Source organism: Sorangium sp. So ce381, from assembly GCF_051473845.1.
GTDB classification, from domain to species: Bacteria; Myxococcota_A; Polyangia; order Polyangiales; family Polyangiaceae; genus Sorangium; species Sorangium atrum.
Window position 1 is genome coordinate 10528017 of record NZ_CP150336.1, and the last position, 15929, is coordinate 10543945.

Sequence of the window (15929 nt, forward strand, 5' to 3'; positions counted from 1 at the left end):
GAGACCGGCGGTTTCTGCGGGAAGCGCGGCACACCTCCCCTCGATCGTCGCGCCGCAGCGCTGACACACTCCGGCACTCCCCGGCCCGGGCGCGGGCGTGACCGCGCCCGGACCTGCGCGACGGCGCCGCCTACCGGGGGCTCACGTTGGTCGTGAACGACGCGTTCCGCAGGAGGCGCCGCTGGCCGAGCGGCGTCGTGAAGCCGTTTTCCTTGTGGAAGGTCGAGCCGACCCCGCCGCAGCTCGGATCGTCCCCGGCCCACCGCTCCGGGCAATGCGCCATGATGTAGTCGCGATCCGGATTGCTGCCGCCGGGGCCCTTCCACCGGGTGTGCTTGACGCAGGCGGCGCCGTCCGCCGTCCACTCGGCCTCGAGGCTCATGCCGGAGCCCACCGTCTCGGTCTGGATGCCGAGCGCATCCCAGACGTCGATCGCCGTCCCGGTCTGCGTGTGCGGCACGCCGTCGCCGCAGTAGTCCGCGCGCACCATGCGGATGCACGCTTGATGGAAGTACGAGAGATCCCTGTCCTCGCAGCCGCTCGCATTGCACTCCGCCTCGGCCACCCATTCCCTGTAGCCCCACTCGGCGCACTTCCCGATCGCGGCGCCCTGACAGGCGAACGTGAACATGCCCCCGTCGTCCGAGTGAGCCCCCGTCACCGCGTCCCACGTCCCCTTCACCGGGATCGCGTCGAGGCCCTCGCCGCAGATGTTCACCCAGACCCCGGGGCCGGCGTTGTACTTCACCGTGTAGTACAGGAGCCCGTCGCGCTCGACGACGTTCGTGATGCGGACGGCGACCGACGACCCATCGTCCAGGACCGCCTCGATGTCCGCGCCGATGAAGTCGGCCCCGGCGACCGGCGCGCCGTCGCCATCGCGCGTCCCGACCAGCGTCGTCGCGTCCAGCGAGACCCCGTTGAAGCGGACCCCGTTGAAGCGGACCCCGTTGAACCGAACCCCGTTGAAGCGGACCCCGTTGAGGTTCATGCCGTTGAGCCTGCTCATCGCGAACGAGCTCTCCGCCAACATTTCCTCGTCCTCGCCGCCGTCGATCTCCGCGACGCAGCCGGCGCCGACCGACAGGAGCAAGACCATCGACCCTGCCAGGAACCCTCGCTTCAACATGATCGCCTCCGAGCGCTGCCGCTAAAGCCGTGACGCCTTGCGCATCGACGGTCTTCCCTCCGGCGGTCGAGCCCGATCGCGCGAGCGATGAACCCCGCGGCGGTCCGAGCGCCGCGGGCCTCGTCGCCTTCACGGTGGTGGAGGGAACGAGGCACAGATGCGGAGCCCGATCACCGGGTCGAGGAAGGTGCCATCAACGACGGTCCGGTTGTCACTTCGGACCGAGGTTTGATCATAGATATAAGCACCACCTCGCAACAGCACTTTGTCGGTCTCGATCGAAGAGATGGCCCACTCCAGCACGTTTCCCGCCATATCATCGACCCCGAACGGACTACGTGAGGCAGGGTGCGAGCCCACCTCATCCGGCCCCATCGTGGAGCTCTCCTTGCCGTAGGTCTCATCGAAGTTGGCGTCGCCGGGAGACAGCCTGTCCCCGTGCGGGAAGATGCGGCTGTCGGCGCCCCGCGCCGCGCGCTCCCACTCGTAGTCGGTGCAGAGGCGGGCTCCGCGGACGCGGCCTGTCCTGTGGAGCCACGCGGCATACTCGGTGGCCTGAGCGAAGGAGATGCCCGTGACGGGGAAACGAAGCCAGTCCTGCTGCGCGCGGACCGCCCGCGATGGATACACGAGCGGCTCTCCTGCCCGCGCGGTATACGCCTGCACCGTGGGCTGGATCGTGAGCTGCCACACACCATTTGGCAGACGGCGCAGCCCCAGGGCGCCAGTCATGGCGCCATTGCCCGCCTGGATGGACGAGCTGCCGCGGGACTCCTTCGGGAGCGCCTGGATGTAGTCGAGCCACTCCTGGAACGTCGTCTCGTGTCGCGCGATGAGGTACGCGCCTGTGCGGATCTCGTGGAGAGGGACGGTGGAGAGGAACGCCCACCGGTACATGTCGTCGAGGGCGGCGCCGAAGAGGAACCGCCCCGGCGGGATGTAGATGTACCCGGGAGGAACGTCCCCGGCGTGCGGCAGCGGGATGGAGAGCTTCAATGACTCTCCGCGTTGGACCAGGAACGGATAACGCACGATGGTGCGATTCCGCGCCTCGCAGGTGAGCAGGTAGGAGCCCTGCGCGAGCGCGATGCTCGCGAAGGGCGTCGTCCCGAGGAGGCGCTGTCCGACCAGCTGCCGGCGCCCCTCCGCGTCGCTCTCGTACCGCTCCAGCGTGATGTCCGCGCCCGTGGGATCGGTCTCGATGGCGACCTCCGCGGGCGCGTTCCATCGCTGCCGGCGCTCGCCGTCGGGATCGTACGTCGTCATGCGCTGGAGCAGCTCGTCGCGCAGCGAGGCGTGGCCGCGCGCGTCCGCGGCGAGCGCGCGCTCGTAGAGCACGTCGCCGAGCCGCGCGCGCGCGTCGTTGCGGGCGCCGTCGAGCGTGAGCGCCGCCTCCAGCTTCTGGCTCACCTGCAGCTGCAGCCGCTCGGCCTCGGCGGCGCGCCGCTGCGCGCGCTCCCAGAGCGCCTCCCCCTCGTCACGGAGCCGGCGATCGAACGCGGAGAGCGCCTCCGTGCGGAGCGCATCGGCCTCGGCGCGCTCGATCGCCGCGGCGGACGAGGTGAGCGCGGCCTCGTGGATCTTCCTGTCCGCCCGCGCGGCGAGCTGGCGCGCCGCCCTGAGCTCCAGCGTGCCATAGAGCATCGCGGCGACGAGCGGGACGCCCACGACGAGGGCCCACCGGACCGCGCGCTGCGTCAGGACGGCGCGCCGCGACGCCCTCAGGAACGCCGCCTCGCGCGGCGGCAGGTCGGCCGGGTCGAGGCCCCTCGCCTCCTTGAGCTGGCGCGCGCTGAAGAGCGCGTCGCGGCGCCGGCCGAGCCGCTCCCACTCGGCGGCCGAGGCCTCGAGGCGCTGGCGCGTCGCGCGCTGCTCGCGCTGCTCCTCGAGCCAGTGGCGCAGCGTCCCCCAGCCGTGGATCAGGGCCTCGTGGGCGATCTCGTAGACCGTCCCCTGCTCGCCTTCGCGGGCGAACAGGAGGCGGCCCTGGACGAGCGCGTCGAGCGCCGCCCGCGCCGCCCCGTCGCCGCCCTTCTCCGCGAGCTCGCCCTCGGCGCGCCGCGCCCGCGTGCCCTGCGGGGTGATGAGCGCGCCGAGCAGCCGCCGCGCGGCCGCGTGGACCTCGGGCGGCATGCGGCCGAGCACGCGATCGGCGTGGCGGGCGAGCGCGCCCTCGACCCCGCCGATCTGCGCGAGATCGGCGCTGCTGAGCGGCGCGTCGGGCGCGGCGCGGGCGTCCCAGAGCTCGGCGAGCGCGAACTGGAGGAGCGGCAGCCCGCCCTCGGCGCGCGCGGTGGACTCGACGAGCGCGTCGACGACCGCGTCGGACTCGAACGCGACGCCCTTGGCCCGCGCCGGCCCGGTGATGGCCTCGCGGAGCTTGTCCGCCGACATCGGGCGGAGCAGGTAGAGCGCGCGCTCGATGTCGTCGCCCAGGCCGGAGATGCCGGCGACGCGCGCGAGGAAGTCGCCGCGCACCGTGGCGAGCAGGCGCAGGGAGGGCGAGCGCGCCGCGAAGGCGCTGAGCACCTCGCCGACGAGCGCCGCCTCTCCCGGGCTGCTCAGCGTCGCGAGCTCCTCCATCTGGTCGATGAACAGCACGAGCCCGCCGCGCTCCCCGAGCCGCGCGCGGAGGTCCCGTGCGAGGGAGCCCGGCGCGGCGCGCACGGCCTCGGCGATGCGCTCGGCGGGGGCGCCGAGGACCGGCTCGAGCGCGGCGGCCAGCGCGGCGAGCGGGTGCCGGCCCGGCACCATCATGGCCGTCTGGAAGGCGCGCCCGCCGCCGAGGGCGCCCTCGAGCACGAGCGAGAGCACGCCGGCCCGGCAGAGCGAGGACTTGCCCGAGCCCGAGTCGCCGGCCACGACGATCATGGGCTCGGAGCGGAGCCGGTCGAGGATCGTCCCCGTCTCGGAGCTGCGCCCGTAGAACACGGCGCGGTGCTCGAGATCGAAGACGAGGAGCCCGCGGTAGGGGTTGCCCTCCGGGGCGACGGAGGCGTGGCGGCTCCTGGCGAGCAGCTGTTCGAGCGCGTCGCGCAGCTCGTCGCCCGAGGCGAAGCGGTCGGCCGGGTCGATCTCGAGGCACCGCTCGATGACGGCCGCGAGCCGCGGGTCGACGCCCGGCGCGAGGGCGGCGAGGGGCCGGGGCGCCTCGCTCTGGACGACGAGCGGGAGCTCGCCCATCGGCACGTCGTGGTGCGGCGGGACGCCGGCGCAGAGCTCGAAGAGCAGCGCGCCGAGCGAGTACACGTCCGAGCGGCGCGTCGCGAGCTCGTCGCGCCACAGCTCGGGCGGCAGGTAGTGGGGCGTGCCGCCGCCGACGCTCGTCGTCGCGTCGAGCAGCCGCGCCGCCATCTCGGCCGCCTCGCGGAACTCGCCCTCGAGCGGCTCGTCGCCGGGCGCGATCACCGCGTCCGTATCGCCCTGCGCCCCTCCCAGGGCCTCGCCGCCAGAGAGCGCATCCGCGCCGAGCGAGTCGGATCGCCCTCCGGGGCTGTCGGATCGGGCCCCGGGCATGTCCGATCGCCCTCCGGGCATGTCGGATCGCCCTCCAGGGATGTCGGATCGCCCTCCAGGGACGTCGAATCGCGCTCCAGGGACGTCGAATCGCGCTCCAGGGACGTCGAATCGCGCTCCAGGGATGTCGGATCGCCCTCCAGGGATGTCGGATCGCGCCCCGCGCGTGTCGGGCCGCGCGGCCGGCTCGAGGAGCTTGGCGAGGCCGAAGTCGAGGAGCTTCGCCTCGCCCTCCGCGGTGAGCACGGCGTTGGCCGGCTTGATGTCGAGGTGCAGCACGCCCCGGCGGTGGGCGGCGGCGAGGCCCCGCGCGAGGCCCGCCCCGAGCTCGAGCACGCGGCGCGAGGGCATCGGCACGTCGACGCGGTCGAGGCTCTGGCCGCGGACGAACTCCGAGACGACGAACAGCCGCCCCCGGAGCTCGCCCACGCGGAAGACGGCGACGACGTTCGGGTGGTGGATGCGGGCGGCCGCGCGCGCCTCGGCGAGCAGCCGCGCGCGCACCTCGGCGTCCGCGGTCGCCGCGCGGATGAACTTCACCGCGACCATGCGGTCGAGCAGCGTGTCGTGCGCGAGGTAGACATCGCCCATGCCGCCGCTGCCGAGCTTCTGGAGGAGCCGGTACTCCTCGAACCGGCTCGGCGGGTGGAAGCTCGACGGGCCGGGGCTCTCCGGGCCGAAGCTCGACGGGCCGAGGCTCTCCGGGCCGAAGCTCGACGGCGGCAGGACGTCGCCCGCCCGCGACTGCGTCTCTACGCCGCCGGGGCCCAGGATCGCCTGCGAGAGGGTTGGAGCAATCTTCTCTTTCACGAGGGTCCGCCCCGCGCCGGGCGCGCGGCGAATATACTCGAGCTGAGCGTTCCCCGTGTGGTCTGCCCGACGCCACGCTGCGCGGCGGCTGCCGGACCTTCCCCGAGAAGACCACCGGGCAGTTCGTGACCGAGGTGCTGACCGGCGCGGGCATCCCCACCGCGGCAAGCGCGCCTGTCAGGCGTCGTGGACCAGGTCGGCTCTGTCGCTCGCCATCAGTGCCCTCGGACCAATAACCACTCTGGTCGGCAGAAATAGAGAGTTCATTCCGGCAGGACACGCGTAATTGCGCGAGCCTGGGTGCGCCGAGGCTCCGGAGACTCACCACGACCGGCGCGCTTTCGGGCGGCTCAGCGCAATCCATGACGGCGTGGAAGCGCGGCGGCGAGACGCTCGCGACCAGCCGGCCCCCTGGGCACGGCTCGACGGGCTGGCCAACGGGTACGGAGATCTGCTCTGTTACGGTGTTGCGGCTGTTGTCTACACCGGCCACGGCGACCTCGCATGGCCAGGAGCGATCTCGGGGTGGCAGCGAACATGCGCAGATCTCCGTGGAATGACGCCGGGCTCCCCCGCGGAGCCCGGGCCTGGGGGCCATGAGCGACGTCGACGTCCGGCTCGCCTGCGAGCCGCTGGGGGAGTGCGTCGTGCTGGAGCTCGCGGGGCGCGAGGCCATGGATGCCCTCTCGTCGTGGGAAGTGCGCGTCGCCGTCCCCGACGAGGTGGATCTGGCGGCGCTCCTCCGCGCCCCGGCGACGCTCGCGCTCGTCGACCCTGCCGAGGGCTCCGAGCGGCTCGTCCGCCTCCTCGTCGTCGAGGCGAGCTGCGATCTCCGCCGCGGCCGGGAGCGGATCTACGCGCTCCGCCTCTCGGATCCCCCATGGCTCCTCACGCTGCGCGGCGGCTACCGGGTCTTCCTCGAGAAGACCACCGAGCAGGTCGTGACCGAGGTGCTGGCGGGCGCGGGCATCCCCGCGGCGGCGATCGAGCCGCGGCTCGCGGGCGCGTACCCGGTGCGGCCCCAGTGCGTCCAGTACGCCGAGGCGGAGTGGGCGTTCATCGAGCGCCTGCTCGCCGACGAGGGGATCTCGTACTGGTTCGACACCACGGCCGAGGGCGAGCACCGCGTCGTCCTCGGCGACGGCGACGGCTCGCACGACGGGATCGAGGGCGGCGCGGCGCTCCCCTACGCCGGGCCCCGCGGGGCGAAGCTCGGCGCGCGCGCCCTCTCGTCGCTCGAGTGGGAGGAGCGGGCCGTGGCCGATCGGGTCACCGTGCGGGACTTCGACGTGCGGCACCCGGACGTTTACATCGACGGCCACGCCGGCGAGGGCGAGCTCGCGTGGCTCGAGGTCCCGGCCGGCGTCCCCACGGCCGAGGCCGCGAAGGCGCGGGCCAGGCGGCGGCTGGAGCAGCTGCAGCGCGACAAGGTCGCCGTCACGGGGGAGAGCGACTGCATCCGCCTCGGGCCAGGGCGCCTCGTGGAGATCACGGGCGCGGGCGCGGACCTCTTCGAGCAGCGGATGCTCGTCGCCGAGCTCTCCCACCGCTACGCGCGGCCGAGCCGCGACGGCGGCGCGGCCACGCCCTACGGAAACCGGATCGCGCTCAGGCCGACGAAGGCCGCGGACGGCGGAGCTCACCCGCCCTTCCGGCCCGCGATCCGCCCGGCGCCCGCGGTGGAGCACATCGACGGCGCGGTGATCACGGGGCCGCCGGGCGAGGAGATCCACGTCGACGATCTCGGCCGGATCAAGCTCCGCTTCCTCTGGGATCGCTCCGGGATCACGGACGACCGCGCCTCGCACTGGATCCGCTGCCTCCAGCACCCGCTCGGCGCCTCGATGTTCCTGCCCCGCGTCGGCTGGGAGGTCCACGTCGGCTACCTCGACGGCTCGCCGGATCGCCCCTTCGTCCTCGGCCGCGCCTACAACGCGACCGCGGTCGCGCCGTTCCCGCTCCCCGCGGCGTCGGCGACGACCGCGCTCCAGTCCTGGACCACGCCGAGGAGCGGCGAGACCCAGGGGATCACGATGGTCGACGACGCGGGCGCGGAGGCGCTCTCGATCCACGCCTCGCGGGATCTCTCGGTCAAGGTCGGCGGCCCGGAGACGACGCGGATCGACGGCGACGACGCGCAGGTCGTCGGCCTGTCGCTCACCAGCAACGTGCTCGGGAGCCACGCCGCGCGCGTCGGGGCGACCCAGCGCGTCGACGTGGGGCAGGAGATGCTGCTCTCGGTCGACGGGGCGAGCTCCGAGCTCGTCGGCGGGGCGGAGCTCGTCGACGTCACCGGCAACCGCGCCGTGCTGGCCAGCGGATCGTGCGTCGAGGTCGTGGGCGGCGGCTACGCGCTGCTCTGCAACCAGTCCAACGTCAACGTCAGCGGCGGCTGCGCCCGGGTGGTGCTCGGGACGACGTCGATCGCGAGCGGCCTCGGCGTCACCGAGTCCGTCGCGGCGGCGCGCACCTACGCCTGCCGCGGGTCCCGGACGATCCGCTGCAGCAGCTACGCCGAGTCGATCAACGGCGGCAAGCGGAGCCAGGCGGGCGCGGTGCACGAGCGGGCCGCGGGGAACGTCGGCGTCAAGGCGTCGATGGGCACGATCACGGCCGGGAAGGTCTCGATCGGCGCGGGCGGGAAGGTCTCGATCAGCGCGCCGGTGGTGACGATCCAGGCCAGCGGCAGCATCGCGGCGGGCACGATGACGCTGGGCGGCGGCAAGCTGAAGACGACCGGCGGCGTCACCCACGTGGACGGCGGCACGACCCGGCGCGCCAGCGGAAAGGCGGGCAAGTGAGCGAGCGACCCATCCTGCTCGAGATCCCCGGCGTGGACGCCGAGCTCCGCGTCCACGCGTGCCAGGTCGAGGAGCGCGCCTGCGCCCCGACGGTGGCCCACGCGCGCTGCGCCGCCTTCGTGGGCGGCGAGCCCGCCGAGCTCGCGGCGCTCGATCTGATCGGCCGCGCAGCGACGCTCACGCTGCGCTTCCACGGCGTCGAGCGGCGCTTCGCGCTCGCTGTGGAGGCCGTCGAGGAGCGCGACGCCCACGCGCGCGTGACCCTCGCCTCGCCGGTCGCCCGGCTCGACGAGACGCGCGACTACCGGATCTTCGTCGACGAGAGCGCCACCGAGATCGCGGCGCGCGTCCTCGGCGATCACGGCGTCCGCCTCGACCTCCGCGCCCGCCGCGCGGCGGCGAAGCGGCCCCACTGCGCGCAGGTCTTCGAGAGCGACCTCGGCTTCTGCGCCCGCCTCCTCGCCGAGGAGGGCATGAGCTGGTTCCCGGACGACGGCGATCCCGCGCTCCTCCACGTCGCCGACGCGCCCGAGACGTTCCTCGACACGGGCGCGGCGATCCCGTGGCGCGACGAGGCGGGGCTCGTCCCCGGGCGAGCCCTCTACGCGGCGCGGGTCCGGAAGCGGGTGGCGGTCGAGAAGGTCGCGCTCAAGGCGTACGACTTCACGCGGCCGATGCTCGATCTGAGCGGCGCGTCGGGCGAGGGCGCGCTCGAGTGGTACGAGGTCCCGGGCGCCCTCGACGATCCGGACGCGGGCCGCGAGCTCGCGGCGATCCGCCTCGCCGAGCGCCGGGCCGGGGCGACCTCGCTCGAGGGCGAGGCCACGGCGCCGGAGCTCCGCGCCGGCGAGATCGTCGAGGTGACAAGCCCGCCCGAGGAGCTCGGCGACGCGCGCTGGCTCGTGCTCGCCGTCGTGCACGAGGCGAGGGCGGAGGGGGGTCCGGAGGAGCTCGCTTACCGCGCTCGCTTCGAGGCGGTCCCGGCGCGCGACGGCTTCCGCCCGGCGCGCCGCGCCCCCGCGCCTCGCGGCGGCGCCGGGACCGCGGTGGTCACCGGGCCGCCGGGCAAGGAGATCGCCCTCGACGAGCACGGCCGCAGCCGCCTCCGGCTCCGCTGGGATCGCCAGGGCACGCGCGACACGCGCGACACGCGCGACACGTCGGACGACCGGAGCTCCGGCTTCGCCCGCGTGATCCAGCCGCAGCTCTCGGGCGCGATGCTGAACCCGCGGGTCGGCTGGGAGGAGCTCGTCGGCTTCAGCGACCGGGGCGGGGAGATCCCCGTGATCCTCGGCCGGATGGTCAACGCAGTCCAGGCGCCGCCCGCCCCGCTGCCCGCGAAGAAGGTCGAGACCCGCCTCGGCACGCGGGCGACCCCGGGCGGCTCGGGCGGCAGCGGCGTCGGGATCAGCGACGAGGCCGGGAACGAGCGCCTCGGGCTCGACACGTCGGGCGACTACCGGGAGCGGACCGAGAACGACAAGCGGACCGAGATCGCCGGGCGATCCGAGCGCGTGGTCGGCGGCGCACGGACGGTCGAGGTCAAGGAGCGGCGGGTCGAGAAGGTGGCGGGCGCGCTGTCGCTCGAGGTGGGCGGCGAGCGCAAGGTGGCGGTCGACTCGAACTACGGGCTGAAGGCGGCCTCCGAGGCGATCACCGTGGGGGGCGCCCGCGTGATCCGCGCCGGCGGCGACTACCTCACCGTGACGCCGAGCTTCGTCCGGATGGTGGGCGGCGCGAAGGAGGAGGTCGGCGTCGAGCACCAGAGCGTGTTCGTCAAGGGCGCTTCGACGCTGCTCGTCGGCGGCTCGGTGAGCACCACCGCCGGCCCGTCGGAGTCGGTGGGCGTGGCCGGCGCGGCGATCGTGAAGGTCTCGGGCGCGCAGACGATCGACGCCGGCTCCTACGGCCTCACCGTGCGGGGGCTCTACGCCGAGAGCTTCGGCTCGCGCAGCGTCGCCGCGGGAGGCGACGTCGCGGAGAGCTTCGGCAAGGTGACGACCACCTCGCGGGGCGCCGCCGACATCGCCGGCGCCGAGGTCGCCGTCGAGGCGGCCGCGAAGCTCACGATCAAGGCGCAGGGGGTGACGATCACGATGACCCCTGGATCCATCACCATCTCGGGCAAGCTCGAGGGTCCGACGTCGAGCGTGGAGGAAGGGGTTCATCACTATGGCTAGGTCGCGCACGGTCCAGCAATCGACCGCCCGCCCCGCGCGGGGCGAGGCGAAGCCCCTCGGCCCCGGGCTCCACCCGGGGGTCGTGGAGATGATCGCCGCGCGCGGCGAGGAGGAGAGCGGCGCGCGCCCCGCGTTCCAGGTGCGCTCGAGCGACGGGCGCCGGCTCCTCGCGACGCTCGCCGCCGGCGTCTCGCCCGCGTTCATCGAGGAGTGCATGCGCGAGGGCCGCACCGTCGTGCTCGCGGACGCGCCCGGGGGCGTCGCCATCCTGGGCGCGCTCCAGACGGCCTCGGCGCCGGCGCCGGACGCGCACGGGACGCTGGCGCTCGACGCCCGCCACCTCCGGCTCCGCGCCAGGGAGACGCTGGAGCTCGAGGTGCCGGGATCGAGCCTCCGGATCGAGCCCGGCGGCGCGGTGCGGATCGAGGGCGACCGGCTGGTGATCGACATGGCGGCGCTCGTGCGGATCTTCTCGGCGCGGGTGGAGCTGCCGTGAGCGGCGTCGCGCTGACGATCGAGGGCGATCCGGATCTCTCGCCGTCGCGCGTCCGCGGCGTGGAGCGGCTCGGGGAGGCCTCGACGTTCGAGATCGATCTCCACGGCCCGAGGGACGCGCTCGTCGCCCCCGGGAGCGTGCTCCGCAAGGCAGGGCGGCTCGCCCTCGACGCCTCCGCGGGGAGCAGGACGTTCCTCGGCGTCGTCGCCCGGTTCGCCGTGATCGCGAGCGATCACGAGCACCTGCGTGCTTACCGGCTCACGCTCGCGTCGCGCTTCGCCCTGCTCGGGCTCACCCGGAGGGCGCGCACGTTCCAGGAGATGACGGCGCCGGAGATCGTCGAGCAGGTGGTGCGAGGGGGCGGCTACAGGACCGTGCGCAAGCGGCTCGCGGCGTCCTACCCGAAGCGCCGCTACGTCGTGCAGTACCAGGAGAGCGACGCGGCGTTCGTCCGGCGGATCTGCGAGGAGCACGGGCTGTATTTCCGGTTCGAGGACGACGGCGAGGGCGAGGTGTTCGTCCTCGAGGACGACTCCGCCTCCGCCGAGGACGCCTACCCGGGCGGGGTCGCGCTGGTCACGCGCAGCACGCTGGACGAGCCGGGGCCCGTCGCGGTGGACGCGGCGCGGCGGCTCCGGCGCGCGGCCGGCAAGGTCGTCCTCCGCGATCACAGCCCCGATCAGCCCCGGCTCGCGCTCGAGGCCGAGGCCTCGGGGGGCGTCGAGGCGGAGCGGGACGTGGAGGTCTACGAGGCGCCCGGCGGCTTCGCTTCGCCGGCGGAGGGCGCGGAGCGCGCGCGGATCCGGCTCGAGTCGCTGCGGGCCGAGGCCGCGCGCCTGTCGTTCGACAGCAACGCGCTGGCGCTCTCGCCCGGCGCGCGCTGCCGCCTCGTGGAGGCGCCGGACCACCACGGCGTCGTCCAGGCCGGGGGCGACTTCGTGGTGACCGACGTGGCGCTGCGCTGGGACGCGGGCGACGGGGTCTTCCGCGCCAGCGTCGGGGCGATCCCGGCCAGCGTGCCCTTCCGCCTGCCGAAGGTCACGCCGAGGCCGCGCATCGCCGGGGTGCAGTCGGCCTGGGTCACCGGGGAGCGCGGGCAGGAGATCCACCCCGACGCGCTCGGCCGCGTCCACCTCCGCTTCCACTGGGATCTGCACGGCGAGGACGACCAGCGGAGCAGCCTGCCCGTGCGGGTGGCGCAGCCGCACCTGCCGGATCCGATGCTCCTGCCGCGCGTGGGCTGGGAGGTCTTCGTGATGTTCGAGGACGGCGATCCGGATCGCCCCGTGGTGCTCGGGCGCTCGTACAACGAGAAGCAGCGGCCGCCGCTCGCGCTGCCCGCGAACAAGACGGTGACCTCGATCGCGACCGACAGCTCCCCCGGCGCGGGGGCGAGGACGGCGATCCAGATGGACGACGCCGCCGGCCGCGAGCACGTCCTCGTGCACGCGCCCTTCGCCAAGGAGACGACGGTCGGGGGCGATCACGAGGCGCAGACGCTGAAGAACGAAGATCTCCAGGTCGGCGCTGCCCTGCAGGCCGAGGTCGGGGGCGACGAGTCGACCTCGGTGCACCTCGGGTACATCGGCGGCTACGGCTCCCGCAGCGTGACGGTGGGCGCCGCGCAGCGCCAGAGCGCGGGGGGCAACTTCGTGAGCGAGGTCGGCGCCGAGACGGCCGTGGTGGGGGGGATGCTCGTGGAGCAGGCCGGCGACCCCGTGAAGGGCGCGGCCAACCTCGCCGCGTCCGCGCTGCTGTCGAAGGTGAGCGCGCGGGGCGTCGCCGGGCAGATCGCGGCGTCCGCGATGGGCGCGTCGCGCGCGGCCTACGAGGGCTACCAGGCGAAGGGCGCGGAGGGCGCGCTCGCCGCGATCAAGGACAGCGCGGCGGGCAGCGCGATGTCGCTGCTGCCGGGGGGCGAGGCGATCCTGGCGGCGGTGAAGGGGTCGTCGAGCCCGATGCCGTGGGATCATGGCCGGCCCGCGCAGGGCGAGGCGGCGCCGGGCGGCGGGGCCGCGGGCGCGAGCGGCGCAGGCGGCGGCCCGGCGGGCCCCGGCCCGGGCCACCGCAGCGTCGTCGCGAGCGGGTCGTACACCGAGGCGGTGGGCGCCCTCTACGCGCTGACCACGCCGGGCCCCGTCTCGTGGGTGACCGCCGGCCCCGCGACGACCGTGATCAACGGGAGCCACACGAGCAGCGCCGCGAGCGCCGGCCTCACGGTGGGCGGCGGCCTCGGCGAGTGGCTCGGATCGCTGAACATCGGCAGCCGGGGGGCGATCACCCGGAGCGTCGCGGGGGCCATGACCTCGGACGTGAAGGGCGCGCTGAGGATCAGCGCGGGCGGCTCGTACACGCTCACCGCGAAGAGCGCGCTCACGCTCGAGGTGAGCGGGAACCTGAAGCTCGGCGGCAGCCCGATCACCTTCCGGTGCGGGGCGTCCGAGATCTCGGCGACGCCGGCGGGCGTCACGATCAAGTCCCCCTCGATCACCATCACCGGGAGCTCGAAGCAGTCGGGCTCGCTCACGCACCGATGAAGCTCACCGTGCTCGGCCTCGGCCTGGTCTCGCCCGCCGGCGCCTCGGCGCGCGATCACGTCTTCTTCCCGCGCGCCGGAGCGCCGCCGCCCCCGCCGTCGCCGTTCATCGGGCCCGACGGGCGCCGGATCGACGCGCGCTACTGCCCGTGGATCAGGCCCTCGCAGGCCGACGGGGGCCGCCTCCTCGCGCTCGCGCGGGGCGCCGTCGCCGAGGCCCTCGCGGCGCTGCCGGGGGGCGACAGCGCGGGGATCCCGCGCTTCGTCGTGACGCCGGCGCCACGGCCGGGGCTGCCCGAGGGAGCGCTGTCGGAGCTGGCCCGCGCGCTCGGCCCCGCGGCGCAGCGCTTCACCGGGGCGGCGGGCGCGTTCGCGGCGCTGGCGCGGATCGCGGAGCTGCTCGCGGGCGGCGCGGGCGGCGCCGCGCTCCTCGTGGGCGTCGACTCGTTCGCCGGGGTGGACGCGCTCGCCGAGCGGCGGCGGAGGCCGGAGAGCCCGTGGCTGCTCGCGCCGCCGCCGCCGTCCGAGGGCGCGGGGGCGCTGCTCGTGGCCTCCGCGGAGCAGGCGTCGCGGTGGGGGGTGGCGGGCGTGGGAGAGATCGTGGCGAGCCGGCACGCGCCGGGGCGCGCGACCGACGAGGACGACGAGCCCGTCGACGCGGCGGCGATGACGGCGCTCCTGCGCGGCTTGCCCGCCGCTGCCGGGCCGATCCAGGCCGTCTTCGGGCAGGGACGTGTCGGCGCGCTCCGGTGCCGCGAGTGGCAGTTCACGACGGCGCGGTGCGCGGAGCGGCTGTCGCCGAGCTATTTCGATCGCTGCCTCGAAGCGGAGATCGGCGAGCTCGGGGCCGCGGCGGGCGTGATGGGGCTCGCGTGCGCGTTCGCGACGCTCCGGCACGGCGCGGCGCCGGCCGAGGCCGGGAGGTCGTTCGTGGCTTGGGCGATCTCCCGCGATGGCACCCGCGGGATCGCGCTCGGGGCCGCGCCGCGCACGGGAGCGGGCAAGGTCGCGGCGGGAGCGGAGGGGGCGCTTCCGGTGATGATGCCGCTCTCGGGGGCGGTGATCGCGCGGGGGGTCGAGCGCGAGGCGTTCGTCCCGCCGCCGGCTGAGGTGGAGGAGCCGGGAGACGAGGCGTGGATCGAGGAGGGCGCCGGGGGGGCGGGCGCGGCGAGCAGCGGGGCGGCGAACGACGTGGCACCGGCGCTCCCGGAGCTGCCGCGCGAGAGCGCCCCCGCGCCGGCGGTGCGGCTCGACGCGGGGCGCGTGATCGAGGTCACGCTGGCGGGGTTCTACTCGTCGATCGTGGATCACTGCGCGGAGCTCGTGGCCGCGCTCGCTCGGGATCGCGTCGAGGGGCGGCGCTCGTGGCTTCCGGAGACGGAGGCGCGGATGCTCCGGCAGATCGACGCGATCGTGGCCGCGGGGCCTCGGGCGCTGATCGAGGTTGCGGCCTTCTGGGAGCGCTGGGTGGACGACCCGTGGAAGTCGTTCGCGGGCGCGATCTCGCTCGCCGCCTTCGCGGGCGACGACGCGCTCGCCGCGATCCACCGGGCGGCGCACCTGCTTCCGCAGGACGCCGAGGACCATGCGATCGCCGTGGCCGAGGCGCTCGCGCTGGTCGAGCGGCCTGGGCTCGCGGGGCTGGCGCGGGCGCTGTCGGCGTCGGCGCACCCGATCGCGCGGGCTGCCGGCGTGAACCTGCGCTCGATGCGCGGCGAGCTGCCGGCCGAGGCGCTCGGCGCCGCGCTCGCCGACGAGCACGACGCGGTGGTCCGCGCCGGGATCTGGGGCTGTGAGCGGCTACCTCAGGCGCAGCGTGCGCGCTTCGTCGAGCGCTTGCGGGGGCTGTGTGGAAGGGCATCCCCCGACGTGGCCTGGTCGGCGGCGCGGCTGCTCGTGCTCGGCGGCGAGGTGGAGCTGGTGCGCGACGAGGCGCTGTGCGCACGGGTCGGCCTGCGCGCAGCAGAGCTGTTCGCGCTGGCCGGTGAGCCGGGCGACTGGCCCCGGCTTGAGAGCCTGCTCGGCCGCCACCGGGCGACGCGCGGGGCGCTCTCCGCCGTGGCGCGCTTCGGCTGCCCGGCGAGCGCCGGGTGGATGATCCAGCAGCTCGACGACGAGGCGCTCGCGGATGATGCGGCGGAGGCGCTGCGCACGCTGTTCGGGCCGATCGTTGCAGAGACGCGGGAGCTGGAGGCCGGGGCCTGGCGGGATGCGATCGCGGCGCTGCGGCTCGATCCGAGGGGGCGTTACCGCGGGGGGCGCGAGTTCTCGATCGCAGAGGCCGTGGAGGAGTGCGCGTCGGGGAGGCTGTCGCGCCTCGCCGTGGAGACGCGGGTCGACGAGCTGCGCGCGCGGCTGAGGCTGCCGCACGCGGTCGACATGAGCGGGTTCTGGGCGAGGGCGGAGGCGAACCTGGTGGCGTTTCTGAAGGTGGCGCGGAGCCGGGGCTGAGGACCGGGGC

Annotated in this window: 7 protein-coding genes; 5 read left to right on the forward strand and 2 right to left on the reverse strand. The window is 74.8% G+C overall.

Translation table 11 applies throughout. The features are described from left to right. Positions 1-130 precede the first annotated feature (130 nt). Both WMF29_RS39525 and WMF29_RS39530 read right to left on the reverse strand, forming a co-directional pair. Positions 131-1129, reverse strand: coding sequence for an ADYC domain-containing protein (locus WMF29_RS39525; protein ID WP_437325249.1), 999 nt, complete (start codon positions 1127-1129; stop codon positions 131-133). Positions 1130-1258: 129 nt separating this feature from the next. Next, positions 1259-5455, reverse strand: a complete 4197-nt coding sequence (locus WMF29_RS39530) for an nSTAND1 domain-containing NTPase (RefSeq protein ID WP_437325250.1) — start codon at positions 5453-5455, stop codon at positions 1259-1261. A gap of 596 nt (positions 5456-6051) precedes the next feature. On the opposite strand from WMF29_RS39530, the gene WMF29_RS39535 reads away from it, so the two are divergent. The 5 genes from WMF29_RS39535 to WMF29_RS39555 are packed head-to-tail and all read left to right on the forward strand — an operon-like array spanning position 6052 to position 15919. After that, positions 6052-8256 (forward strand): type VI secretion system Vgr family protein, encoded by a 2205-nt coding sequence (locus tag WMF29_RS39535; protein WP_437325251.1) that lies wholly within the window; start codon positions 6052-6054, stop codon positions 8254-8256. Continuing rightward, positions 8253-10436, forward strand: a complete 2184-nt coding sequence (locus tag WMF29_RS39540) for a type VI secretion system Vgr family protein (RefSeq protein ID WP_437325252.1) — start codon at positions 8253-8255, stop codon at positions 10434-10436. The genes WMF29_RS39535 and WMF29_RS39540 overlap by 4 nt, the downstream gene beginning before the upstream one ends. After that, positions 10429-10932 (forward strand): hypothetical protein, encoded by a 504-nt coding sequence (locus WMF29_RS39545; protein ID WP_437325253.1) that lies wholly within the window; start codon positions 10429-10431, stop codon positions 10930-10932. Before WMF29_RS39540 ends, WMF29_RS39545 begins: the two co-directional genes overlap by 8 nt. After that, positions 10929-13469, forward strand: coding sequence for a type VI secretion system Vgr family protein (locus tag WMF29_RS39550; protein WP_437325254.1), 2541 nt, complete (start codon positions 10929-10931; stop codon positions 13467-13469). The genes WMF29_RS39545 and WMF29_RS39550 overlap by 4 nt, the downstream gene beginning before the upstream one ends. Then, positions 13466-15919 carry a hypothetical protein gene (locus tag WMF29_RS39555; protein WP_437325255.1) on the forward strand — a complete coding sequence of 818 codons (2454 nt, stop codon included), beginning with the start codon at positions 13466-13468 and terminating at the stop codon, positions 15917-15919. The genes WMF29_RS39550 and WMF29_RS39555 overlap by 4 nt, the downstream gene beginning before the upstream one ends. The last annotated feature ends 10 nt before the right edge of the window (positions 15920-15929 follow it).